This is a genomic window from Clostridium putrefaciens, assembly GCF_900461105.1.
GTDB lineage: Bacteria > Bacillota > Clostridia > Clostridiales > Clostridiaceae > Clostridium_L > Clostridium_L putrefaciens.
Genome location: NZ_UFWZ01000001.1, coordinates 1,346,883 through 1,373,568 on the forward strand (window position 1 = coordinate 1,346,883; position 26,686 = coordinate 1,373,568).

A 26,686-nucleotide genomic window follows, 5' to 3' on the forward strand; every position below is an offset into this window, starting at 1 on the left:
TAAGATATCAAAAATCTAGGGCAAGTATCAGCGGAATTTAATCATGCAAACTTGAAGCAAACGGAACTTAGTTTTGCAAGCCAATTCCGTAGGCTTAATAAGCATGTCTAAAAACCCTTGAAAAACGATTATCTTATAAGAATTATAGCTTATTTTAGGTGTTTTGGCCACTAGATTTAAGTCTCAAAACTGACTTTACCCTTGCAGTTACAATAGTTTACCCGAAACGGAAGTTAGTTTTTCATTCAACCCATAAAAAAATCACTATTTATTTTTTAATTATAAATAGTGATTTATATTTTCTTATTTGAACATTAATTAATAAATATTCATCTTATAGAACATAACTTAATTATGTCATATCATAAGCTAATTGTAATAGGACAATAACTAAGTAATCTTAAAGTATTTTTAGCTACATCCTGTAGTGGATCCACAATCTAGGCATACCATGCAAGTTCCATTTCTCATCATTCTAGTACTAGAACAAGTAGGGCATGTGCTTCCATAGACTCTTTCTCCGCCATGTGTATGGGACTTAATATCACTGTCTGAAGCTGTGTTTAAAACTTCAGTTAGATCTATTGGGGTAGAGATTGGTATATTTAAGTTCTCATAGCCAGCAGGTTTTATTTGACATCTTGAGTAGTCATCATTTTCTATATCTATAACTTTACTTATAAGATCAGAAATTGAGGATACATATTTTATATATGGATGTTTTTGAACGAATCCATAAGGTTCGTATTTTTGGCCTCTAAGCATTCTTGCTATATCTGTAGCAGGAACATGATATTGAAGCATTACAGATATTGATTTAGATAAAGAGTTAAGTAGTCCTGTGATTATTGTGCCTTCTCTATCTGTAGTTATATAAATTTCTGTAATTTCTCCATTAGCATTTCTATTAACTGTAGTATACACCTTAACATCATCTATTTGAGCTGGGTGTGTAGTTCCAGTTCTTATTCCTTCTGGTTTATCTCTTCTTGATACATTTAAAGATAAATTCATTTCATTTGCTCTTTGTAATAGCTCTTTGTAACTAAGATCTTCTAGATTTAAATTTGCATCACTAAATAATGAAGTATTTAATGGTTGACTAGCTTTAGAAGAGTCTCTATAAAGGGAAATACCTTTTACGCCTAGTTTCCAAGAAGTTATAACAATGTCTTTAAAGTCTTCAATGGAAGCATCTTTAGGAAGATTAACAGTTTTTGAAATTGCACCAGAAATTAAAGGTGTAATAGCAGCCACCATTTTAACGTGTCCTTCTGAGGCAATATATCTCTCACCAGTACCACAAGTATTGGCAGTGTCAAATATAGCTAGATGTTCTTTTTTAAGGTGAGGTGCACCTTCAATTTTACCATCTACTATTTTGTCATATTTAAAGTCACCTTCAAAAACCTCTTTAGTTCTAGTTATATATTCGATTATGTCTGAAACCTCTGTTTCACTATAGCCAAGTGCTTTTAAAGATTCCTCTATAATAGGATTCCCAAGTGTCATGTAACCTCCACCAGATAGCTTTTTATAAACTATGTGGCTAAAGAAGGGCTCAATAGAAGTTGCAGCACAGTCCATAGCAAAGGAAATAGTTCCTGTTGGTGCTATTACGGAAACTTGTGCATTTCTATATCCATGACTTTCACCAAGAGAAACAGCTTTTGACCACTCTTTCTTTAAGTTTTCACTTAAAAATTTTAGCTTATTATTTACAAGTAAACTATGATTTACTTCTAAAGGTGAGTAGTTAAGATCTTCATAAGGAGACTTTAATGCTCCAGCAACTCTTGCATGATTTTTTATTACTTTAAGCATATAAGGTTTATTTATTTCATACTTTTCAAAGGTTCCTATTTCTTTTGCCATTAAAGCTGAAATTGAGTAGGAGCGAGCTGTCATTATACCTATTAAAGAAGCTGCAATGTTACGTGCTTCTTCTGAAGCATAAGGATATCCCATTACCATAAATAAAGAAGCTATGTTAGCAATACCAAGACCTGTAGTTCTAAATAAATGGGTTCTTCTTGCAATATCTTCTGTTGGGAACTGTCCCCAATTTATTGAAGCTTCTAGTAATAGTTGATTTAAACTTACAATATGTAAATATCCATCTAAATCAAATTTCTTAGTGTCATTATCATAAAATTTATAAACATTTATAGATGAAAGATTACAAGATGTATTATCTAAAAATGCATATTCTCCACAAGGATTAGTTGAATTTAATCTGTTATAAGGTGCATTTAATACTCCATCTTCTCCACCAGGGCATGTGTGCCACGCATTGAAAGTATCAGAAAACTGAGGAGCAGGATCTGCACATTTCCAAGAAGATTCATTAAATAGATTCCATAAATCTTGAACTTGAATTTCTTTATTTACTCTTGAATCTACTCTACCCTTTAATTCTATAGTAGCTTCTGGGTTTTTGTTTAAATCGCAAACTTTTCCCATAAACTCATCATTTATTCTTAGTGAATTATTGCTATTTTGACCAGATACAGTTTGGTAAGCTTCTCCTTCAAAGTCTGCATCATATCCCATTTTACCAAGAGCTCTTACTTTATCCTCTTCTTTAGCCTTCCAGGATATGAATTGTTCTATTTCAGGATGATCTATGTCAAGGCACACCATTTTAGCTGCGCGTCTTGTAGTTCCGCCAGACTTTATAGCACCAGCATTTCTATCAAAACCTTTTAGAAAGCTCATCAATCCAGAAGAATATCCACCACCAGAAAGTTTTTCTCCTTCAGCTCTTAAGCTAGAGAAGTTAGTGCCGGTACCTGAACCGCCTTTAAATAGCTTTGTTTCAGTTACGTACTGCTGTGAGATAGAGTTCTTTCCTAGAAGTTTATCTTCAATTGAAACTATAAAACATGCTGAAGCTTGAGTTCTTGTATAAGAGTCAGGTGATGAGACTACAGCCTTTGTTTCTTTATCATAATAAAAGTTTCCCTGAGGTGAGCCTTTTATTCCATAACTTAAAGCAAGTCCTGTGTTAAACCATTGAGGTGAATTTGGTGCATACATTTGATTTAATAGTCCATAAACCATTTCATCATAAAATATTTCAGATTCTTCCTTAGTTTTAATTAAGTTTTCTTCTTTTAAAGACTCTACCCAAAAACTAACCATTCTGTGGGCTACCATTTTCATGCTAGTTTCTATCCCTAGTTCATTTGGAACACCAGCTTTTCTAAAATACTTTGAAGCAATTATATCACAAGCACTTTGAGAATAGCTTATAGGAAATTCTAAGTCTTTCATATCTGTAAGTACTTTTCCAGACTTGTGATCTTTTAAAAGTACGTTAACTTTTTTCCACTGAAATAAATCATATACAGTTTTAGTATGGTCTTTTTCTAAGGACTTTGTATAATATCTTTTAAAGACATCTTTAATTGATTCCATTTATTCAAAACACCTCCAGGTAATTTATAAAATCAAAAATCTAAGAATATAGCTTTTTAACATTACAATAGAAAACTATATATAGTGTGACAATTCTGCATACATCACTATATATAGTACTTATTCATTATATACAATATTTATTTTATAATCAATTTATATATTAAAGACATAAGGCATTTATATATGAGTAGACTGTTTTATCTTTATTTATGTAGTTATTGCTCTTTATTTTAAAATTTATTTATACATGGTTTGTTTCAATATAATATGCTAAAATAGTTTTTATAATAGGATGATTTATAGTATGAGAGGAGAAAATTTTATGATTAGAAATTTTGAAGATAAAAAACCAAATATACATGAAGAGGTTTTTGTAGCTGATAGTGCAGATGTAATTGGAGATGTAACATTAGAAAGGAATGTTAATATATGGTTTGGAGCTGTGCTTAGAGCTGATGGAATGCCAATATATGTAGGCGAAGGCACTAATATTCAAGATAATTGTGTAGTACATATTCATAATGAGAAGTTTTCTACCTATATAGGAAAAAATGTAACAGTAGGTCATAGTGCTATAGTTCACGCTTGCAAGGTAGGCGATAACTGCCTTATAGGTATGGGTGCCATAATTTTAGATGGAGCTGAGATAGGTAGTAATACAATTGTTGCTGCAGGGAGCATAGTTCCTCCAGGAAAGATTATATCTCCAGGAGTTTTATGTATGGGATCACCTGTGAAGGTTTTAAGAGACCTTACAGAAGAAGAGAAATTGGAACTTATAGTTTCGGCAGAAAATTATATTAAGCTTTCAAAACAATATAACAAATAATATATATGAAAACATTATATAAAAAAAGGACCACTAGGGCCCTTTTTTTATGCTGATTTTTTCTTCATTCTTATAAAAATCTTAGCAATTTCATTTAATACTAATGGTATTATTGATAATCCTCCTACAAATAACCAATCGTTCATAGTAAGATCAAAGACATCAAATACATTTGCAAGGAAGGGTACTGTTATTATTACATCTTGCAAGAATATACCAAATGCTATAGAAAATATTAAGTATTTATTTGTAAATAATCCAACTTGGAAGATGGACTTTTCTGGATGTCTCATGTTAAGTGAATGGAATAATTGAGATACACTTAATACAACAAAGGCCATAGTTTGAGCATGTTGAAGGGTATCATATTTTGCTTCACCATATTTAAATGCAAATAGTGTAAGCGAACCAATTAAAATACCATTTAAAATTAAGAATATAGGAGTTCCACCAGAAAACAAGCTTTCTTTAGGATTTCTTGGTGGGTTATCCATTACATTTTTGTCACCAGGATCTACACCTAAGGATAGAGCAGGTAATGTATCTGTAATAAGGTTTACCCATAGTATGTGTATTGGTTTTAAAGGAGTTTCCCAGGCCAGTAATATAGCTACGAATAATGCTATTATCTCACCAAGGTTACAGGAAAGTAAAAATATTATAGACTTTTTGATGTTGTTATATATGTTTCTACCTTCTTCAATAGCGGAAACTATAGTAGAAAAATTATCATCTGTAAGGATTATATCAGCAGCGCCTTTAGCAACATCTGTACCAGTTATACCCATGGCAACACCAATATCAGCAGCTTTTAATGAAGGCGCATCATTAACACCATCTCCGGTCATAGAGACTGTGTTTCCTTTTGACTTGAAAGCTTTAACTATTTTTACCTTATGTTCGGGTGAAACTCTAGCAAAAACCTTATAGTTATCTATTTGAGCATTTAATTTTCCATCAGGTAACCTTTCTATTTCAGGACCTGAAATACACTCATTTATGTCTTCAGCAATGCCTAGTTCTCTTGCTATAGCAAAAGCTGTGTTTTTGTGGTCTCCAGTTATCATTATAGTTCGTATTCCTGATTTTTTACATATAGCTATAGAATCCTTTACCTCAAGTCTTGGTGGATCTATCATTCCAACAAGTCCTATAAAAATTAAATCTGATTCTAATAAATCTACAGTAATATCCTCGTTTGGAATAACCTTATATGCAGCACTTAATACTCTTAAAGCGCTATTAGACATGGAATTAGATGACTCCATTATTTGAGATCTAAGATCGTCAGTAAGATCTTTTATTTCACCATTTATATAAATTTTAGTGCTTACTTTTAATAGGTTATCTACAGCACCCTTTGTAAATACATAGTTTTGTCCATTGTATTTATTTACTGTAGTCATTAGTTTTCTGTCAGATTCAAATGGAAGTTCATCTATTCTCTCATAAGTAGAATCTAATTCTTCCTTTAGCATTCCTGCATTATCTCCAGCTACTAGAAGAGCTATTTCTGTAGGATCTCCAGTACTTGAGTCTTTAGAATAGGTAGCATCATTACATAATACTAATGCATCTATTAACAGTTTTTCAGAAGACTTATTTATGTCTAATTCATTTATAGGTTTTAGTCCGTCTATAGTGAAAAATTTAGTTACAGTCATTTTGTTTTGAGTTAAGGTACCTGTCTTATCTGAACATATGACGTTAACAGAACCTAATGTCTCTACAGCGGGAAGTTTTCTTACTATTGCATGTTCTTTTATCATTCTTTGTACACCCATAGCAAGAACAATAGCTACAATAGCTGGAAGTCCTTCAGGGATTGCTGCTACTGCAAGACTAATTGCTGTAAGTAACATTTCAAAAACATCTCTTTTTTGTATTACAGATATTATGAACATAATGGCACAGATAGCAAGGGCGCCTATACCAAGAACTTTTCCAAGTTCAGCTAGCTTCTTTTGAAGAGGGGTCATTTCATTTCCTTCTTGATCTAGCATCTTAGCTATTTTACCTATTTCAGTATTCATACCTGTTGAAACAGCCACACCAGTACCCCTTCCGTAGGTGACTAAAGTTGATGAAAAGGTCATGTTCTTTTGGTCACCTAAGGCTATATCAGAGCCTTCTAGTACCAATTTACAGTTTTTTTCTACTGGAACTGATTCACCGGTTAATGCAGACTCTTCCACCTTCATATTAGCAGTACTAATTAATCTTAAATCTGCTGGTATATATCTTCCTGCATCTAATATTATTATATCTCCAGGAACTACATTTTCTGAAGGTATTTCTAGTGAAATACCATCCCTTTTAACGATAGCTTTAGGCGTAGAAAGTTTTTTTAATGCCTCTAGAGCTTTTTCAGCCTTGGATTCTTGAACAGTTCCCACAATGGCATTAATGAATATAACCAATAAAATTATTATGGCGTCACTTATTTCCCCCATTATGCCAGAAACTAAAGCAGCTACTAAAAGTATAAATATCATAGGATCCTTAAGTTGAGACATAAATATTTGGATTCCTGTCTTTTTAGGTTTAGAAGCTAGTTTGTTTTCACCATACTTTTCTAGACGAGACTTAGCCTCATTAGAGGATAAACCCTTAGATGGATCTACTTCTAGTTCTTTAAGGGTATCTTCAATTGTTTTTTTAAACCACATGAATTTTTAATCTCCTTTCTGAAAATCATATATTTATTTATTATAAAAGCGTCTTATAGCTATTATAACCCAATAACAATTTTAATAGTATAAATGGTAAATATCATAAATATCATTAAAAAAGACCTATGCATAACTGAAATGTTACACATAAGTCTTACTATTTAATACAAAACCAGATGTTTTACATCGGTTGTTGGCTTTGCAACAGGATAACCTGCAAGCTACTCCCTTATGATATCTTACTAAATTTTTAATATCTTGATTATACATAAAATAATATATTCTGTCAATGGACTTTCTGTTATGAGTTTAAATATTAATTTTAAGGTTTATAGGACTATATTATTAATGTATAGTATAATAATTTTATATAAATATATAAATATATAAATATATAAATATATAAATATATAAATATATAAATATATAAATATATAAATATATAAATAAATATAATTATTAAATAGTGAAGGAGTGTAATCTTTGGAAATAGGAAGAGTTAGTAAGAATACAGCTATTACCTCAGAACGAAAAAAGGTTGAAAGTAGAAAAGACTTTTCTGGAAGCTTTAGCTTTGCACGAGAAAGAAAATCTGAAGAAGATTTAAAACAAATGTTAGAGGATATAAAAAAGAAGGGCAATAGATTAGTTCTAACTAAGTGTTATTCAGATGTAATAGCATATAAAAAGATGATAAAAGGTTACCTTGAATCTGTAATGGCTTATATGTATAGAGTAAAAAAGGATATAAGCTTTTGGCAGACACAATATTTTATTACAGTGGAAACTGTAGATGAAAAGTTAGAGGAGTTGACTAAACTTTTACTTGGAGACGAAAGGGAAAATATAGATATTGCAGCAACTATTGATGAGATACAAGGACTAGTTTTAGATATCTATAGATAAGATAAAATATTTAAAACTTATAGACTAGTATATACATATATTAAACCAATGAAAAAGATAAATATTTCATTGATGATTAAATTTAAATAAAAAAACAGATAACTTACTGTAGATATTTACCCTAAGTTATCTGATTTTTTTAATATATAATTCTAACTATAACAATTGTTAAATTATCCAACTATTAAAACTAGCATCCGATGGCATTTTAAGGTCGCCTCGTGGAGACAAACTTACGGTTCCAACCTTAGGGCCGTCAGGTAGTGCAGAACGCTTAAATTGTTGTGTGAAAAATCTCTTTACAAACTTATCCAACCAAAGCTTTATGGTCTCTTCATTGTAATAATCCTTAAAGCTTTCTTTTGCCAAAAATAATATTTTATCTGTAGACATTCCTTGTCTTATAAAGTAATATAAGAAGAAATCATGAAGTTCATAAGGGCCTACTATATCTTCAGTCTTTTGAGTTATGTTTCCATCCTTATCCTTTGGTAAAAGCTCAGGACTTACAGGAGTTTCTAATATATCTATTAAAGTTTTTGATACCTCATCTTTTACCTCAAATTCAGCCACATATCTAACTAAGTATCTAACTAATGTCTTGGGTATAGAGCAGTTTACAGAGTACATTGACATATGGTCACCATTATAAGTGCACCATCCAAGTGCAAGTTCTGATAGATCACCAGTACCTATTACAAGAGCACCTTCCTTATTTGCTATATCCATTAATATTTGTGTTCTTTCTCTTGCTTGAACATTTTCATAAGTAACATCATGTATTTTTTCATCATGCCCTATATCTTTAAAATGTAAAAGAGAGGCCTTTACTATATTTATTTCTCTTAAAGTTGTTCCTAGATTAACACATAAGTCTTTAGCATTGTTATAAGTCCTATCAGTAGTCCCAAAGCCTGGCATAGTAATTGTAAGTATATTTTCCCTTTTGATATTTAGCATATCAAAGGTTTTAAGTATTACTAAAAGTGCTAGGGTGGAATCAAGGCCACCGGAAATTCCTAGGACTACCTTTTTACAACCTGTATGCTCTAACCGTTTAGCAAGAGAAGAGGTCTGGATATTAAATATTTCCTTGCATCTTTCTTTTCTTTCAAGGATGTCCTTTGGAACAAAGGGGTGTTTATCTAAAAGTCGATCAAATTTTCCATAGGATAAATCATTAAATTTAAATTTAATAGTTGTTAGAACTGATTCTTTTAAGCCAGGATTTTTCTTAAAACTAGTGTTTTTTAGTCTTTCACTTTCTATCCTATCTATATCCACTATAGACGTAATAACCTGATTTTCTCTTTGAAATCTCTCGTTTTCTTTTAAAAGAGTACCATTTTCTGATATTAAAAGGTGACCACTAAATAATAAATCTGTAGTGGATTCATGGACACCACTAGAAGAATATATATAGGAACATAATCCTTTAGCACTTTGAGACAAAACTAAATTTTTTCTGTAATCATATTTTCCTATTATTTCATTAGAAGCAGACAGATTGCCTATTATATTTGCACCATTTAGTGCAAGAAGAGAACTTGGAGGTATAGTCACCCAAAGGTCTTCACATATTTCAAAGGCAATTTTATAAGTTCCGTCAGTAAATATAATATTCGTTCCAAAAGGAATGGAATCTTGAAATTTTAAATTGATATTTGTAGTTTCAATGTCTAGTCCTTCTGTAAACCATCTTCCTTCATAAAACTCACTATAATTTGGAAGATAACTTTTAGGAACTATTCCAAGAACCTTTCCATCTAAAATTATATAAGCTGCGTTATATAATTTGCTATTATAGTGTAGGGGAGCTCCAACTGCCATCAATATGTCTTTACCCTTGCTATAAATACATAAGCTTTCTAAAGCCTTTTCAGATTTATTTAGCAATTGATTTTGTAGAAAAAGATCGCCACAGCTGTAAGACGTAATTGAAAGCTCTGGAAATATAAGAACCTTACAATTTTCAATTAAAGCCTTGTCTATACAGATTTTAATATTCTCTAAGTTATAATTAACATCGGATACTTTGGTTATTGGGCACGCTGCCCCAACCCTTATAAAATTCATATTATCACCTCAATAAATATTATTAATTTTAACATATTCTTAAATATTAACTAGATTAACATCATAGCATATATTATATACATATATGAATATTATATATGTATATAATATAAAAAAAACAAGCCTCATACGATAAAATATAATGAGGTATAAAATAACCTTTAAAGAGATTAATATAAACTTGTAATTTGTATATATATAGTGTATAATAAAATTATAGTATATAGAAAAATATTCATTTCTATATATAGAAGTAAATATATTATATGTATAGAAGTAATTACAATATTGTTATATAATTTAAGTAGGGGGTGGTAATATGTCAGGTAATATTATAATGTGGCTTATCATAGCTTCAGTAGCGCTGGTTATAGATCTATTAACAAGTAGTTTACTTTTTGTTTGGTTTACAGTTGGAGGAATGGTAGCTATTATAGCTGCTGTAATTGGATTAAGTTTAAGTATTCAATTTATACTCTTCTTATCAATAAGTTTGATATTAATATTTACTGTGTACCCTATTATAAAAAATAAGATGAAAAATACAAAAGTATTAAATTCACAAGTCAATGAATATATAGGAAAAGAATTTATTTCACAAAAAGAAATAGACAGGGAAATAGAAGCCCATGTTAAGATTAAAGGAGTCTACTGGACTGTTAAAAATATAGGGAATAAGAACATTGAAAAAGATGAAAAGTTTAAAGTAGAATCTATGGATGGAAATAAAATACTCATTAAAAGCATTGATTAAGACATCTAAAAGGTTTAAAGATGCTTAATATTAAATTATATAATTAAGAGGAGGTTACTAAATGGGAAAGATTGTGATTATTGTTATTTTGGTATTAGTTCTTATAAGTATATTATCATCTATTAAAGTTGTTAACACAGGATATGTATACTTACTAGAAAGATTTGGTCAGTTTTATAAGGTGTTAGAACCAGGTTGGCATTTAACTATACCTTTCGTAGACTTTGTTAGAAAGAAGATTTCAGTTAAGCAACAAATATTAGATATAGATCCTCAAAATGTTATAACAAAAGATAATGTTAAGATTTCTATAGATAATGTTATTTTTTATAAGGTGCTTAATTCTAGGGATGCAGCATATAATATAGAGAACTATAAAGCAGGTATTATATACTCAACTATAACTAATATGAGAAATATAGTTGGTGATATGACTTTAGATGAGGTTTTGTCTGGAAGAGATAAAATAAACTCCGAACTTTTAATGGTTGTAGATCAAATAACAGATGCCTATGGTATCAAAATACTTTCTGTTGAAATTAAAAATATAATTCCACCAAATGAAATACAAGAAGCTATGGAAAAACAAATGAGAGCAGAAAGAGATAAGAGAGCCTTAATATTACAAGCTGAAGGCCAAAAACAAAGTGAAATTGCTAAAGCAGAAGGTGCAAAACAATCTAAAATATTAGAAGCAGAAGCTGAAAAAGAAGCTAATATAAGAAGAGCAGAAGGACTTAAAGAATCTCAACTTTTAGAAGCAGAAGGTAAGGCAAAAGCTATAGAAGCTATTGCAAAGGCAGATGCAGGCGCTATACACATGGTTAATAGGGCTATTATAGAATCAGGAACTAATGAGACAGTAATAGCATTAAAGCAAATAGAAGCATTGAAAGAACTTGCAAAAGGACCATCAAACAAGCTTATAATACCTACAGATGCTGTATCTTCACTAGGAAGCATTGCAGCATTAGCTGATGTTTTAAATAATAAGTAAATTTATACGTAGATATAAAGAGTTATCTCAAAATAAACTTTGAGATAACTCTTTATTTATTTTAAAAACCATTAGTTAGAGTATAATTTTAGTAGGCAGAACTAGTATAAAAAACTATATAAATAAAAGGAGATGCAAAAACATCTCCCCAATACATAAATTATCCATTATAATTAAGTTGCAAACACAAAACTGAATGGAGTTGAATTTATGTATAATGTTAGTTTAAATGAAAACGGCTTAACTTTCAAGGAAATAGAGAAAAAGATTTATAAGATAGTTTGTGATGAAGCCTGCAATGTTTTAAAAAATGTGTTGGAAGCTTTAGATGAAAAGCTACTTAAAGAAAGAGAGATTAAAGTATATAGAAATAAGGGACTTAAAAAGACTTGTTTAAGAACGATTATGGGGGATGTTGAATATTCAAGACGTATCTATCAGTTTGAACTTGAAGATGGTAAAACAGCTACTAAGTTCCTTTTAGATGAGTATCTAGGCATGGACACCATAGGTAATGTATCTATAAATCTTGTAGAAACTATTTTAACTAACGTGTCAGAAGTATCTTTTAGAAAAACAGCTGAAAATATAAAAACAATGTGTAATCAGGAAATTAGTGCTCAAGGAGTTTGGAACATAGTTCAAACGGTTGGAGAAAAGATAAATGAACTAGAAAAGCGTAAGATTGAACTAAATGAAAAAGGTGCGTTGAAAGGCGAAAAGGAAGTACCAGTGCTATTTCAGGAGCAAGACGGTGTATGGTTATCCATTCAGGGAAAAGATAGACCAAAGGGTAAGAATAGAAAAAAAGAACTTAAATTAGCAGTATCTTATACAGGTTGGAAGTTGCGTCCAGGCAGTAAAAAAGAATATGTTGTTATTGATAAAACTGTTTGTGCAAGTTTTAATAGTTCTAGCCACTTTAAAAAAGTTGCGGAAGCAACCATTGCTGAAAAGTATAATGTTGATGAAATAGAAACTAGGATATTAAATGGAGATGGTGCAAAGTGGATAAAAGCAACCTGTGAAGATCAAGACATACACTTTCAACTGGATCCATTTCATATAAGCCAAGCAATTATTAGAAAAGTAAGTGATAAAAAAGAACAGAAAGTCTTACTTAAGTTATTTAGGCAAGGGAAAGTTGATGAAGGGTTGGAAATAATTGTTAACATGATGATAGAAAATAATAAAGATGAAGTTGTTTTTAAAAAGCTTACAGAGCTATATGACTATTTTGTACATAATAAAGAGGGCCTAGTTCCATATAAATTAAGAGACAATATAACTATGCCTACGGCACCCGAAGGGATAGAATATAGGCAATTAGGGACTATGGAACATAACATTTGCGATGTGTTAGCACATAGAATGAAAGGTAGAAAAATGAGCTGGTCTATTAATGGAGCCGATAACTTATCTAAAATTTTAGCAGAAAAGTTTAGCAATAGATTATTTAGTACCTTGGATAAGATCTATAAAAACATTATACCGAAGGGCGTTATAGATACTGTAATTCGTGAAATACCTTTATCCGCTTCCGCGGTTAATAAAAAGGGTACGAAATCTAAAGAATATAAGATACATACCGCGCCTATTCCTTATAGTGGAGCCGCGGTTACCTTGGGAAGAAAAGTAATACAAAAACTTTGTGGATTAAAAGGATTTGGAAGTTTTAGTTACAATTAAGAATAAAAATGGGTAGGGTAAATTATAAATACCCCATGTAAAATAATGGATAATAAATTAAATAAAATAGTTGCCCACTTTTACTTGACTCAAACAAACCATTAACTGTATTTGAAATTTTTAAAAGGATATAATATGATAAAGGATGATTTAAAGGATTTTCATAGTTAATTGATAATGCGTATGTATAAGGTTTAAATATTATTATAGTTAATGTATTATTATATAAAAGATATTATTAAGTAGGGATGTAATAAAACTAAAAATGTTAAAGTGAGGATTTGTATTTATGAGTAATGAAGAAATGATATTATTAGTAGACCAAGATGATAAAGAAATAGGCTATGGAGAAAAAGCAGAAGTACATAAAAAAGGTATTTTCCATAGGGCCTTTTCAATATTTATATTTAATTCAAAGGGGGAGTTACTCCTTCAAAAGAGAGAAAAGAATAAGTATCATTCACCAAGTCTTTGGACAAATACTTGTTGTAGTCATCAAAGAATGGGAGAAAACCTTAATGAAGCTACACATAGAAGACTCAAAGAAGAAATGGGCTTTGATGCTGAACTTGAAGAGATCTTTAAGTTTTCATATAATATAGAATTTAATGAAAATTTACATGAAAATGAATATGATCATGTTTTTATAGGGAAACATAATGGAGAGGTAACTATAAATCCAAAGGAAGTAGAGGAATTTAAATGGGTAGATTTAAAGGAGCTTAATAAAGATATAAAAGAGTTTCCAAAAAGATATACTTATTGGTTCAAGCTTTCAATAGGTAAGGTTATTGAATATATATATTAATATTTACAAAACACATATAGATCATATTCTAAGTAACCTTTAGAATGTATCTCAATATATGTATATAATTTACAAGGAAAGTTTAATTGTTAATGGAGGAAAACTATAAGATGAAATATTTATGGTGTCAGGTGTCTTTAGATAGACTAGAGGAAAATATAAATAATATAAGGAACATGGATGATAAAAAGATAATTGCTGTTGTAAAAGGAAATGCTTACGGGCTAGGAATAGAACGTATAACTGAATTTTTAGAAGATAAGATAGACTATTTTGCAGTAGCGGACATATCGGAAGCCAAGAGAGTGGCGGGAGAAAAAGAAATATTGTTACTTACTCCACTCATAGATATAGAAGATATTATAAATCCAATGGAAAATGTAATATATACAATAGATAATGAAGAAATTTTAGAACATATACCAAAGGATTTTAGTAATAAGGTACATATATATTTAGATACTGGTATGAATAGAATGGGAATAAAGATAGGAAGACTTAAATATGTAGTTGAATATATACAAAATAATTTTCCGAGTATGATATTGGATGGTGTATATACCCATTTGCATAATACAAAAAGTAGAAAAGGTACTTTAAAGCAAATAAATATCTTCAAGGATGAAGTAACACCTTTTTTAGATAGGATACCTAACATTCATTGTTTGAATTCTAGTGGGTTTTTAAATGAGGAGTACAAAAGTGAGGCAGATTTTACTAATAATATAAGAGTTGGAAATCTATTGTATGGTTATGAAGGCAGTGATAAAGGATTTAAAAAGGTATTTTCCTACAAAGCTAAGGTCATAAATAAGTTTAAAGTTAAAAAGGGAAGTAAAATAGGCTATGGTGAAAAATATAAAGCAAAAGAGGATATCTTAGTTGGGATTTTAGGTATTGGTAATATTGAACACTTAGGATTTAATAAAGATGTTAAGCATAATATCTTTTATGACATTTTAAAGGTTTTTTATCATCACATAAGAAAACAATACTGTATATTCTGTAATGATAAACCTATTGAAATTATAGGAAGGCCAAATATGAATGTAACTATGATCAATATGAAGGGGGCAGGAGATGAAACTATTTTTACAATAGATATAACTCCTATATTGGCAGAGAGTTCCATAAACAAAGAATACACGTATAATGATATACAAGCAAGCTTATAATATCCGTATACTAACGAACAATAAAAACAATATCACAAATAATGTTGACTTGATTTAAAGATGATGCTAGTCTATATATAGAATTAAATATTAATCCATATAATCTTAGAAATAAGGTCTAAGAGTTTCTACTGAAAAACCGTAAAGTTTTCTTCTATGGGTCAATTTAAAGATATAGTTATGACGTACAGAAAATTTTTAACGTAGTTTATATATTCATAACTATTTCTATAAGAATAAACATGAAGGAAGGTTTACCTATAAGCCTTACTTCATGTTTTTTATTTATAAAACATTAGATTTTATGGGTTTAAATCATAGGGGGATAATATGAACACTAAAAATATATTTGTAGAAAAGAAATCAGAGTATAATCTAGAGGGCAAAAAGCTTTTAGAAGAATTCATAATGATTCTTAGAATAAACAGTATAGATGAAATAAGAATAATTAATGGATATAGCATAAAAGATATAAGCGATGATATTTATAATAAATCAAAATATACAATATTTGCAGAAAAGAACATAGATAATTTATACGAGGACAAGTCTTTTATAAATGAACATTATACCTATATAGGGAGAGAATATCTTGAAGGTCAATTTGATCAAAGAGCAGATTCTGCAAAGGAATGCGTAGAGATATTATCTAGAGGCAAACGGCCGAGAATAAGGTGCTTTAAGATACTAGAAATAAAGGGTTCACTTACAAAATATGAAATAGAAAAGATAAAAAGCTATTATATAAATCCTGTTGATTCTAAGGAGTTTAATATATTTAATGATGCACATCTAAAAGAACAAGAGTCAGATAATGAAGTTAGAAAAGAAAAGAAGCTTATTAAAGATTTTATTAATTTACAAGGAATAGATTTAGAAGACTTTTATAAAAAATCGAATATGGCTATGACTAAAGATGACTTAGGGGTTTGTCTACAACATTTCAAAAAAGAGAATAGAAATCCTACTTATACAGAAATGGCAGTTATAGATACCTATTGGTCAGATCATTGTAGACACACCACCTTTTCTACAGCTATAAAAGATATAGAAATAGAAGATGGGATTTATACAGAACCAATAAAGATTGCCTTTGATGAATATAAAGAAATGAGAAGCTTTTTAAAGAGAGAAGATAAAGATATAACTATGATGGAAATAGCAACTATAGCTATGAGGGAAATGAAACAAAAAGGGCTTTTAAAGGATTTAGATGAATCAGATGAAATAAATGCTTGTACAATAAAGGTGGATATAAATACTGAAAATGGTATAGAAAAATACTTAATACTTTTCAAAAATGAAACTCATAACCATCCTACTGAAATAGAACCCTTTGGAGGCGCAGCTACCTGCCTTGGAGGAGCTATAAGAGATCCTCTTTCAGGAAGGGCTTATGTATACCAGGCAATGAGGGTTACAGGAAGTGGGGATCCGAGGGAAGATATAGAGAAGACTTTAAAAGGTAAGTTACCACAAAGGATTATAACATTAGGAGCCGCAAACGGATATAGCTCTTATGGGAATCAAATAGGAATTGCTACAGGGCAAGTAGAAGAGATTTATCATGAAGGCTTTATTGCAAAAAGAATGGAAATAGGTGCAGTTATAGGCTCAGCTCCATTATCAAATGTAATTAGACAAAGGCCTATCGTAGGAGATGTAATAGTTTTATTAGGTGGAAGAACAGGTAGGGATGGATGTGGAGGAGCTACAGGGTCTTCTAAAGAGCATACAGAGAACTCTATAGATTATTGTGGGGCAGAGGTGCAAAAGGGTAATGCTCTAATAGAAAGAAAAATACAAAGATTATTTAAAAATCCTAAGGTAAGTAAAATTATAAAAAGATGTAACGATTTTGGTGCAGGTGGTGTAGCTGTAGCGATAGGAGAGCTTAGTGAAAGTATAGATATATATTTAGATAAGGTTCCTAAAAAGTATGAAGGGTTAGAAGTTACAGAAATAGCTATATCTGAATCTCAAGAGAGAATGGCAGTAGTGTTATCTAATGAAAATTTAGAATATTTTGTGAAACTTGCTCTAGAAGAAAACTTAGAAGCTACTACGGTAGCTAAAGTTACAGATAATAATAGACTAAGAATGTTTTACAAAGATGAAGTTTTTGTAGATTTAGATAGAAGCTTTTTAGAATCTAATGGAGCTAAAAGTTATGCAGATGTTTTAATTAAAGCTCCAAAAGAAAAGTCGTATTTAGATAATTATAAGTTAGGTGAAAACTCAAAAGACACATCAGAATATATTGTAACTGAAAGGTTTAATCTTAAGGGTGAAGAAAGTTTTAAAGATATATTAATAGAAGTGTTAGAAGACCTAAATGTTTGTAGTAAAAAAGGATTAGTTGAAAGATTTGATAGCACTGTAGGATCAGGCACTATATTAATGCCTTACGGAGGATTATTTGAGAGGACACCATCGGAAGGAATGGTTAGTAAAATACCACTAACTAAAGGACATTCAGACTCTGTAAGTTTAATGACCTTTGGTTATAATCCAAAAATTTCAGAGTGGAGTCCTTTCCATGGAGCTTACTTTGCTGTTATGGAATCTGTAACTAAGATTGTAGCTTTAGGAGGGGACTATAAAAATATTAAATTAACTCTTCAAGAGTACTTTGAGAAGCTTTATGAGGATAAGGGAAGATGGGGAAAACCATTTTCAGCTTTGCTTGGAGCTTTATATGCTCAGAAACAATTAGGAATAGCAGCTATTGGTGGAAAAGATAGTATGTCAGGAACCTTTGAAAATATAAGCGTTCCACCTACTCTTGTAAGCTTTGCAGTAGATATAGAACCACATTATAAAAGCATTATATCTCAAAATCTTAAAGAAACGGATAGCAAGATAATTTTAATAAAGACACCTATGAATAAAGATAAAACTTTAAATATAAAAGCCCTTAAGAGTAATTTTGAAACTATTAAAAAGCTTAATCATAAAAACTTAATATTATCAGCTATGAGCATTAAGCAAGGTGGAGCATTAGAGGCTATTTGTAAGATGAGTTTCGGAAATGAGATAGGCGTAAAAATTCAAGATATAAGTAAAGAAGAGTTACTTAAAAAGTATTATGGATCTATAGTTATTGAAGTTAAAGATGATAAAGAGGTATTTAACATTTTAGATTATGATAATTGCAAGATTATAGGGATAACTATGGATAATAGTAGTATAGAAGGTTTTGGAGAAAATATAAGTTTAAAAGATTTAATTACACACTGGGAGAGCCCTCTTGAAAGTATATTTGAAACTAAGACAAAGAAAGAAGAATTATTTGAAGGTAGTTTCAAAGAAAAAAGCAGTGCGGCTAATGTAAAAGATAATAAGTACACTAAAACTTATAATAGATTAAATATTTTATCTCCAAAGCCTAGAGTATTTATACCAGTATTCCCTGGTACTAATTGTGAAGAAGATTCAAGAAATGCCTTTGAAAAGGCAGGGGCTGTAGTGAATGAAAGAGTTTTTAAAAACATTACTGAAGGCTTAATAAAAGAGTCAATAAAAGAGATGACAAAAGAAATAAAACAATGTGAAATAATAATGATACCAGGGGGCTTTAGTGCAGGAGATGAACCAGAAGGATCCGGAAAGTTTATATCTACTGTATTTAGGAATCCTTATATAAAAGAAGCTATAATGGAACATTTAAATAAAAGAGATGGATTAATGATTGGTATTTGCAACGGGTTTCAAGCGCTTATAAAGCTAGGTCTTGTACCTTATGGTGAAATACTAGACATAGAAGAAAATATGCCAACTTTAACCTATAACAGTATAGGAAGACACGTATCCACTATGGTAAGAACGAAGATAGTATCAAATAATTCACCCTGGTTACAAGAGACAAAAATAGGGGATATCCATACCTTACCAGTATCTCATGGAGAGGGAAGATTTGTAGCACCTAGAAAAGTAATAGAAGATTTATTTAAAAGGGGTCAGGTGGCTACACAATATGTAGATAGACTTGGTAATCCATCTATGGAAGTGGATTATAATCCTAATGGTTCTTTAGGGGCTATAGAAGGAATATTAAGTCCTGATGGAAGAGTTTTTGGTAAGATGGCTCATAGTGAGAGAATAGGTGAAGGACTTTATAAAAACATAGAAGGAAACATGGACCAAAAGATATTTAAATCCGGTGTTAATTATTTTAAATAAAATATAGGGGTGTTTATAGATGAAGGTAGCAATTATATTTGGAAGTAAATCAGACAAAGAAATAATGAGGGGAGCTGTTACTGCATTAGAAGAGATTGGAATAGAGTATAAGGCTTCTATATTATCTGCTCATAGGGTACCAGAAAAGCTTTTAGAAGTTATTAGACAAGTAGAAGAAGAAGACTTTCAATGCATAATAGCTGGAGCTGGCCTTGCTGCTCATCTTCCAGGAGTCATAGCATCCCATAGCATTTTACCAGTAATAGGAGTTCCAATAAATGTAGCTTTAGGAGGACAGGATTCCTTGTATTCCATAGTACAGATGCCTAAAGGAGTACCTGTAGCCACCGTTGGAATCAACAATAGCTATAATGCAGGTATACTTGCAGCTCAAATCCTTTCTATAAAATATCCAAAGATAAAAGACAGTCTTAATAAATATAGAAAAGACATGAAAGAGAAATTTATAAATGATAATAAAGAAGAGGTGGAATGGTAATGAATAAAGAATTCTTATATGAAGGAAAAGCTAAAAAGATTTATCAAGATGAAAAGGAAGATCAAGTGGTGATTTATTACAAAGATGATGCTACTGCTTTTAACGGAGAAAAGAAGGGAGAAATTCAAAGTAAGGGTATTTTAAATAATAGTATATCCTCAAAGCTATTTGAGCTTCTACAAAGTAAAGGAATAAAAACTCATTATATAAAAACAATTAGCCAGAGAGAACAAATTTGCTTAAAGGTTGATATAGTTCCTTTAGAAGTTATAGTAAGAAATGTGGCGGCCGGAAGTATGGCTAAAAGACTTGGTATAAAAGAAGGAACAAAACTTGAAACTACAGTTTATGAAATTTGTTATAAGGATGATAATTTAGGAGATCCGCTTATAAATGATTATCATGCTGTAACTCTAGGTCTTACAACCTTTGATGAACTTAAAAAGATATATGAAATTACTAGAAATATAAATGATATACTTAAGGGATTTTTCTTAAGACAAGATATAGATTTGATAGATTTTAAATTAGAATTTGGAAGATATAACGGTGAGATACTTCTAGCAGATGAAATCTCACCAGATACTTGCAGGTTTTGGGACAGTAAAACTAAAGAAAAGCTTGATAAAGACAGATTTAGAAGAGATCTTGGAAATGTTACTGAAGCTTACGTAGAGATATTAAAAAGAATAAATGAATAGTTTTCATAAAGGGTATTTAAAATATAAAGGGCAGGTTATAAGGGTATTGGTGTATTAAAAGATTTTAAACATGCCTTATGGGGGGATCTAATTATGATGGAAGAGATAAAAGACAAGTTTAAAGAAGAATGCGGTGTTTTTGGAGTATATTCAAAAAGCTCTTTAGATGTTGCAAAGGTTACTTATTATGGATTATATGCATTGCAACATAGGGGACAAGAAAGTTCAGGCATAGCGGTTAGTGATGGTAAAGATATGAATATTCATAAAAGTATGGGTCTTGTATCTGAATCTTTTGATGAAAAGTCTTTATCTTCACTTAAAGGAAATGCTTCTATAGGTCATGTAAGATACTCTACTACAGGTTCTAGCAGTATAATAAATGCTCAGCCAATACTAACTAACTGTAAGTTTGGATCTATAGCCATAGCTCACAATGGAAATTTAGTAAATGCGGAAGTTATAAAAGAATTATTAGAAGATGGAGGAAATATTTTTCAGACATCTATTGATTCTGAAGTAGTGTTAAGTTTAATTGCAAGAGCTTATAAAAAAGGTATAGATAAGGCGGTTATATCAGCAGTTCAAGCTATAAAAGGATCATTTGCTATGGTTATTTTAACTGAGGATAAATTGATTGGAGTTAGGGATCCTAATGGTATTAGACCTTTATGCCTTGGGAAGCTTGAGGATAGTTATATTTTATCTTCTGAAAGTTGTGCATTTATTACAGTGGGTGCAGAATTTATTAGAGACATAAGGCCTGGTGAGATAGTAATAATAGGGGAAGGTGGAATAGAAAGTATAAGTTATTCAGAAAAGATAAAGCCAAAGGTATGTGCCTTTGAATATATATACTTTGCAAGGCCTGATAGTGTTATAGATGGTATAAGTGTCTATGAGTCTAGAAGAAGAGCTGGAGAGATATTATTTGAAGAGTGCCCTGTAGAGGCAGACATAGTTGTAGGTGTTCCAGATTCAGGACTTGCAGCTGCAGTTGGGTTTTCAAAGGCTTCATCTATACCATTTGGTATAGGATTTATTAAAAATAGATATGTTGGAAGGTCATTTATAGCACCTTCAAAAGAAATGAGGGAAAGAATTGTTTCATTAAAACTTAATCCTTTAAAAGAAAATATTAAGGGTAAGAGAGTGGTACTTGTAGATGATTCTATAGTTAGGGGTACTACTAGTAAAATACTAGTAGAAATGCTAAGACGAGCAGGAGCTAAGGAAGTTCATTTTAGAGTTTCATCTCCAGTAGTTAAATATCCATGTTATTTTGGTATAGATACACCTTATAGAAAGGATCTTATAGGCGCAAATCTTACCATAGAGGAAATAAGAAAAGAAATAGGAGCTGACAGTTTAGGCTACATAAGTGAGGAAGGTGTAGTAAAGTCATTTGGTGAAAAGGAAGGGTTTTGCCTAGGTTGCTTTAGTGGTATTTACCCTGTAGATACACCTATAGAAACTTCAAAAGATTATCTTGAAAGGTAGTGTTTTTATGATCACATATAAAGAAGCAGGAGTAAATATAAAGGAGGGCTATGAGGCAGTAAAAAAGATAAAGTCTCATGCTAAGAAAACTATGAGTAGTTTAGTTTTAAATAGTATAGGTAGCTTTGCATCTATGGTTGAAATTCCGAAAGGGTATAAGAATCCTGTAATAGTTTCAGGAACAGATGGAGTTGGAACAAAGCTAGAAATAGCTTTTGCCATGAATAAATATGATACCTTTGGTATAGACTGTGTGGCTATGTGTGTTAATGATATTTTATGTCACGGAGCAAAGCCCTTATTCTTTTTAGACTACATAGCTTGTGGAAAGCTAAATGCTAACGTAGCTTCGGATATAGTTAAAGGAGTATCTGATGGGTGCTTAATTTCGGGATGTTCTTTAGTTGGAGGAGAAACAGCTGAGATGCCAGGGTTTTATAAGGATGGAGAATATGATATTGCAGGATTTTCTGTAGGGGTTGTAGAAAAGGACAAAATAATAAACGGAAAAGATATAAAGGAAGGTGATGCTCTAATAGGAATATCATCTTCAGGACCACATAGCAATGGGTATTCACTTATAAGAAAGATTGTAGATAATCTTCATGTAGAGTTAGAAGGAGAAAAGTTAGGGGATATTTTATTAACACCTACAAAAATATATGTAAAGCCAGTACTTAAGATACTGGAAAAGTTTGAAATTAAAGGTATGGCTCATATAACTGGTGGTGGATTTGTTGAAAATATTCCAAGAATGATTCCCAAAGGGTATTCGGCTAAGATAAATAAAAACAGCTATGAAGTCCCATCTATATTTAAATATTTAATGGAAAAGGGTGTAGGTGAAGAGCATGCTTACAATACATTTAATATGGGAATAGGGTTTGTATTATGTGTAGAAGATGATTTAAAAGAAAAGGTAGTTAAAGAATTATCTTTAATGGGAGAAAAAGCTTATGTCATAGGAACTATTATTTCTGGAGGTGATGGGATTTGCTTAGAATAGCTTTTCTCATCTCCGGTACTGGGACTAACCTTCAATATATAATAAATAAAATAAATGAAAAAGAACTTAATTGTGTAATTAAAATGGTAATTAGCGATAACCCAAAAGCTATAGGACTTACTAAAGCTAATCTTCAAGGTATTCCGTCTTACGTATTAGATAAAAATACTTATGGAGAAAATATAGGGGATGAAATAATAAAAGTTATAAAAGATAAGGTAGATTTAATTGTTCTTGGAGGATTTCTTTCTATATTAAAAGGAGAAATATTAGATATTTATAAAAATAAGATAATAAACATACACCCTTCTTTAATACCTAAATTTTGTGGAAAGGGTATGTATGGAATAAAGGTTCATGAAGCTGTTTTGAACTCAGGGGATACAATTACTGGGTGTACACTTCATTTTGTTAGCCCTGACGTGGATATGGGTACTATAATTCTTCAAAAATCTTTAAATATAACTGGAGAAGAAAGTCCTAAAACATTACAAGAAAAGGTACTTAAAGAAGAACATAGATGTCTTCTAGAAGGTATTAGACTTATAAGTGAGGGAAAAGTTTAAATTTAAAGTAATACCAGAACAATTATCTTGGATTAGAAGGGAGATTTAATTTCATGAAAAGAGCTTTAATAAGTGTATATGATAAGGGTGGTATAGTGGATTTTGCTAAGTTTTTAAAGAGTATTAATGTGGAGATAATATCTACAGGGGGGACATTAAAATATTTAAAAGAAAATAATATCGAAGCTATAGATATTGAGGAAGTAACGGGATTTCCGGAAATGCTAGAAGGAAGGGTTAAAACTTTGCATCCTAGTATTCATGGTGGTATACTCGCAAAAAGGAAAGAAGCTTCTCATATAAGAGCATTAAAGGAAAGAGATATAGAACTAATAGATATAGTTGTAGTTAATTTATATCCATTTTTTGAAAAGTATAAAGAAAATATAACATTTGAAGAAAAGGTGGAGTTTATAGATATTGGTGGCCCCACAATGTTAAGAGCTGCAGCTAAGAATTTTAAGGATGTAATAGTAGTTTCAGATAAAAAAGATTATAAAACTATAATAGAGGAATTAAATTTAAGTGGAGATGTAAGTTATAATACTCGAAAAACCTTAGCAGGAAAGGTATTTAACTTAACTAGTGCTTATGATGGAGCTATAAGTAAGTTTTTATTAGAGGATAGCAGTGAGTATCCAGAATATATGAATTTAGTATATAAAAAGTCTAAGGATTTAAGATATGGAGAAAATCCTCACCAAAAGGCTGCTTATTATGATTCTTTATTAGAAGAAGGAACTATGAATAATATAGAAATACTAAATGGTAAAGAACTATCCTATAATAACATAAAAGATTTAGACATCGCCTTTAAGGTTGTAATGGAATTTTCTGATATAGCTTGCTGTGCATTAAAACACAATAGTCCTTGTGGAGTTGCATTAGGACGTGATAACCTAGAAGCTTATACAAAGGCTTATGAATGTGATGATATATCTATATTCGGCGGTGTAGTTGCCTTTAATAAGAAGTTAGATAAAGCTACTGCTGAAAAGTTAATAGAGATATTTTTAGAAATTGTTGTAGCTCCTGACTTTGAAGAGGAAGCACTTGAAGTTTTAAGGAAAAAGAAAAATTTAAGAGTTATTAAATGTAATAATAAGCCTATAAGCACGAATGTTTTAGTATCTGTAGATGGCGGCCTTTTAGTTCAAGAAGAGGATAAGGACTTAATTAAAGAACTAGATGTGGTAACTAAAATAGTGCCTACAGAAGAAGAATTAAAGGATATGGATTTTGCAATGAAGGTAGTTAAGTACGTTAAGTCTAATGCTATTGTAGTAGCAAGAGGTGGTAAAACATTAGGAATTGGCGGAGGACAGGTTAATAGGATTTGGGCAGCAAAAGAAGCTTTAGAAAGAGGTAAGGGAGCTTTAGTATTAGCATCTGATGCATTCTTCCCTTTTGATGATGTAGTAAAAGAAGCTGCAAGCCATGGTATAAAGGCTATAATTCAACCAGGAGGATCTATTAAAGATAAAGATTCAATTAAGGCTTGTGATGAACTTGGAATATCCATGGTGCTTACTCATATAAGACATTTTAAACATTAAAAAAGGAGGCTAATATGAATATATTATTGATTGGTTCTGGAGGAAGAGAACATGCTATGGCCTTTAAGTTATCACAAAATCCTAAGGTGAAAAAAATATATTGTGCCAAAGGAAATGGTGGCACTGCAATGGAAAATAAATGTGAAAACATAAAAGAAAAGACTATAGAAGAACTATTAAAATTTGCGAAAGAAAATGAAATTTATATTACCATAGTTGGTCCAGAAGAGCTATTAATAAAGGGAATTGTAGATGAGTTTAATAAAGAAGGACTTAAAATATTTGGACCTTCAAAAAAATCAGCTTGCTTAGAAGGAAGTAAAGACTTTTCAAAAAGATTTATGAAAAAATATGGAATACTTACAGCAGAATATGAAAGTTTTACTTTTGCACCAAAGGCATTAGAGTATTTAAAAGATTGCATATATCCATGCGTTATAAAAGCGGATGGCATGGCAGCTGGTAAAGGTGTAGTTATATGTAATTCTTTTAAAGAGGCAGAAAAAGTGATTTATGACTTCATGATTGATGATATATTTAATGGGTATGGTAAAAAGGTTGTAATTGAAGAGTTCTTAGAAGGTGTGGAAGCCTCTATACTTTCAATTACCGATGGAGATACATTAATTCCATTTATATCTGCAAAAGATCATAAACAAATATTTGATAATAACCAAGGTCCTAATACAGGGGGCATGGGCGTTATAGCACCAAATCCATTCGTTACAGATACTGTCATGAAAGAATTTAAGGAAAGTATTTTAAAACCTACACTTAGGGGATTAAAGGAAGAAAGAATAGAATTTAAAGGGTTTCTGTTTTTTGGATTAATGATTACTAAAAAAGGTGTATATTTATTAGAATATAATGTGAGGCTTGGAGATCCAGAAACACAAGCAATCCTTCCTTTGATGAAAAGTGATTTTTATGATGCTATTTGTAGTGCATACAGTGGAAAACTTAAAGGTTTTGAAATTAAGTGGGAAGATAAAAATAGTTGTGCATTAGTTATTTCATCTTTAGGGTATCCATGCAAATATAATACTGGGTTTAATATAACTTTAGATGAAAATATAGATGGTAATGTATTTATATCAGGGGGGACATTAGAAGGAAAAGATCTAAAGACTTCAGGGGGGAGAGTTATTTCATTAGTTACACTTGGAAATGATCTAGAAGACAGTATAAAACGTTGTTATAAGGAAGTAAATAAGATAAGTTTTAAAGATATGTATTATAGAAAAGATATAGGTTTGATATAAGTAATTAATAAAAAACCTATATAATAGACTTTTATATCTATATATATAGGTTTTTTAGATTTAATTTTATGAATTATAATTATAA

Annotated in this window: 18 protein-coding genes and 1 riboswitch; of the genes, 15 read left to right on the forward strand and 3 right to left on the reverse strand. The window is 30.8% G+C overall.

The window, feature by feature from the left end:
- Positions 1–411 precede the first annotated feature (411 nt).
- Positions 412–3,420: a vitamin B12-dependent ribonucleotide reductase gene (locus DY168_RS05805; protein ID WP_115640905.1), complete on the reverse strand. Its 3,009-nt coding sequence runs from the start codon at positions 3,418–3,420 to the stop codon at positions 412–414.
- 325 nt (positions 3,421–3,745) lie between these two features.
- Here DY168_RS05805 and DY168_RS05810 point away from each other — a divergent pair, with 325 nt between their 5' ends.
- A complete protein-coding gene (locus DY168_RS05810; RefSeq protein WP_115642429.1) occupies positions 3,746–4,252 on the forward strand; it encodes a gamma carbonic anhydrase family protein in 507 nt (168 codons plus the stop codon).
- A 47-nt stretch (positions 4,253–4,299) separates the two neighbouring features.
- Here the strand turns inward: DY168_RS05810 and DY168_RS05815 are convergent, their stop codons facing one another.
- Positions 4,300–6,921, reverse strand: coding sequence for a calcium-translocating P-type ATPase, PMCA-type (locus DY168_RS05815; protein ID WP_115640906.1), 2,622 nt, complete (start codon positions 6,919–6,921; stop codon positions 4,300–4,302).
- 486 nt (positions 6,922–7,407) lie between these two features.
- Between DY168_RS05815 and DY168_RS05820 the strand changes: the two genes are divergently transcribed.
- Entirely contained in the window at positions 7,408–7,830 is a 423-nt protein-coding gene (locus DY168_RS05820; RefSeq protein WP_115640907.1) for a YaaR family protein, read from the forward strand.
- 168 nt (positions 7,831–7,998) lie between these two features.
- On the opposite strand, the gene DY168_RS05825 is transcribed toward DY168_RS05820, so the two are convergent.
- The gene (locus DY168_RS05825) at positions 7,999–9,906 is read right to left on the reverse strand and encodes an NAD(+) synthase (protein WP_115640908.1); all 1,908 of its coding nucleotides are present in this window, start codon (positions 9,904–9,906) and stop codon (positions 7,999–8,001) included.
- A 319-nt stretch (positions 9,907–10,225) separates the two neighbouring features.
- Here DY168_RS05825 and DY168_RS05830 point away from each other — a divergent pair, with 319 nt between their 5' ends.
- The 13 genes from DY168_RS05830 (at position 10,226) to purD (ending at position 26,601) form a co-directional block, all read left to right on the forward strand.
- Positions 10,226–10,660 (forward strand): NfeD family protein, encoded by a 435-nt coding sequence (locus tag DY168_RS05830; RefSeq protein WP_115640909.1) that lies wholly within the window; start codon positions 10,226–10,228, stop codon positions 10,658–10,660.
- A 61-nt stretch (positions 10,661–10,721) separates the two neighbouring features.
- Positions 10,722–11,657, forward strand: coding sequence for an SPFH domain-containing protein (locus tag DY168_RS05835; protein ID WP_115640910.1), 936 nt, complete (start codon positions 10,722–10,724; stop codon positions 11,655–11,657).
- Between the two features lie 210 nt (positions 11,658–11,867).
- A complete protein-coding gene (locus tag DY168_RS05840; protein WP_115640911.1) occupies positions 11,868–13,346 on the forward strand; it encodes an ISLre2 family transposase in 1,479 nt (492 codons plus the stop codon).
- 289 nt (positions 13,347–13,635) lie between these two features.
- Positions 13,636–14,154 (forward strand): isopentenyl-diphosphate Delta-isomerase, encoded by a 519-nt coding sequence (gene idi / locus DY168_RS05845; protein WP_115640912.1) that lies wholly within the window; start codon positions 13,636–13,638, stop codon positions 14,152–14,154.
- Between the two features lie 110 nt (positions 14,155–14,264).
- A complete protein-coding gene (locus DY168_RS05850; protein WP_172556281.1) occupies positions 14,265–15,329 on the forward strand; it encodes an alanine racemase in 1,065 nt (354 codons plus the stop codon).
- Between the two features lie 75 nt (positions 15,330–15,404).
- Positions 15,405–15,506: riboswitch (purine riboswitch) on the forward strand.
- Between the two features lie 153 nt (positions 15,507–15,659).
- Positions 15,660–19,511, forward strand: a complete 3,852-nt coding sequence (locus DY168_RS05855) for a phosphoribosylformylglycinamidine synthase (protein ID WP_115640914.1) — start codon at positions 15,660–15,662, stop codon at positions 19,509–19,511.
- 19 nt (positions 19,512–19,530) lie between these two features.
- Complete coding sequence (gene purE, locus DY168_RS05860; RefSeq protein ID WP_115640915.1) at positions 19,531–20,010, forward strand: 5-(carboxyamino)imidazole ribonucleotide mutase; 480 nt, start codon at positions 19,531–19,533, stop codon at positions 20,008–20,010.
- The gene (gene purC / locus DY168_RS05865) at positions 20,010–20,711 is read left to right on the forward strand and encodes a phosphoribosylaminoimidazolesuccinocarboxamide synthase (RefSeq protein WP_115640916.1); all 702 of its coding nucleotides are present in this window, start codon (positions 20,010–20,012) and stop codon (positions 20,709–20,711) included. Before purE ends, purC begins: the two co-directional genes overlap by 1 nt.
- A gap of 93 nt (positions 20,712–20,804) precedes the next feature.
- Entirely contained in the window at positions 20,805–22,211 is a 1,407-nt protein-coding gene (purF, locus tag DY168_RS05870) for an amidophosphoribosyltransferase (protein ID WP_115640917.1), read from the forward strand.
- Between the two features lie 7 nt (positions 22,212–22,218).
- Positions 22,219–23,217 carry a phosphoribosylformylglycinamidine cyclo-ligase gene (purM, locus tag DY168_RS05875; protein ID WP_115640918.1) on the forward strand — a complete coding sequence of 333 codons (999 nt, stop codon included), beginning with the start codon at positions 22,219–22,221 and terminating at the stop codon, positions 23,215–23,217.
- On the forward strand, positions 23,205–23,783 hold the full coding sequence (gene purN, locus DY168_RS05880) for a phosphoribosylglycinamide formyltransferase (RefSeq protein WP_115640919.1): 579 nt from the start codon (positions 23,205–23,207) through the stop codon (positions 23,781–23,783). Before purM ends, purN begins: the two co-directional genes overlap by 13 nt.
- A 53-nt stretch (positions 23,784–23,836) precedes the next feature.
- On the forward strand, positions 23,837–25,339 hold the full coding sequence (purH, locus tag DY168_RS05885) for a bifunctional phosphoribosylaminoimidazolecarboxamide formyltransferase/IMP cyclohydrolase (protein ID WP_115640920.1): 1,503 nt from the start codon (positions 23,837–23,839) through the stop codon (positions 25,337–25,339).
- 14 nt (positions 25,340–25,353) lie between these two features.
- On the forward strand, positions 25,354–26,601 hold the full coding sequence (gene purD / locus DY168_RS05890) for a phosphoribosylamine--glycine ligase (protein ID WP_115640921.1): 1,248 nt from the start codon (positions 25,354–25,356) through the stop codon (positions 26,599–26,601).
- Positions 26,602–26,686 lie beyond the last annotated feature (85 nt).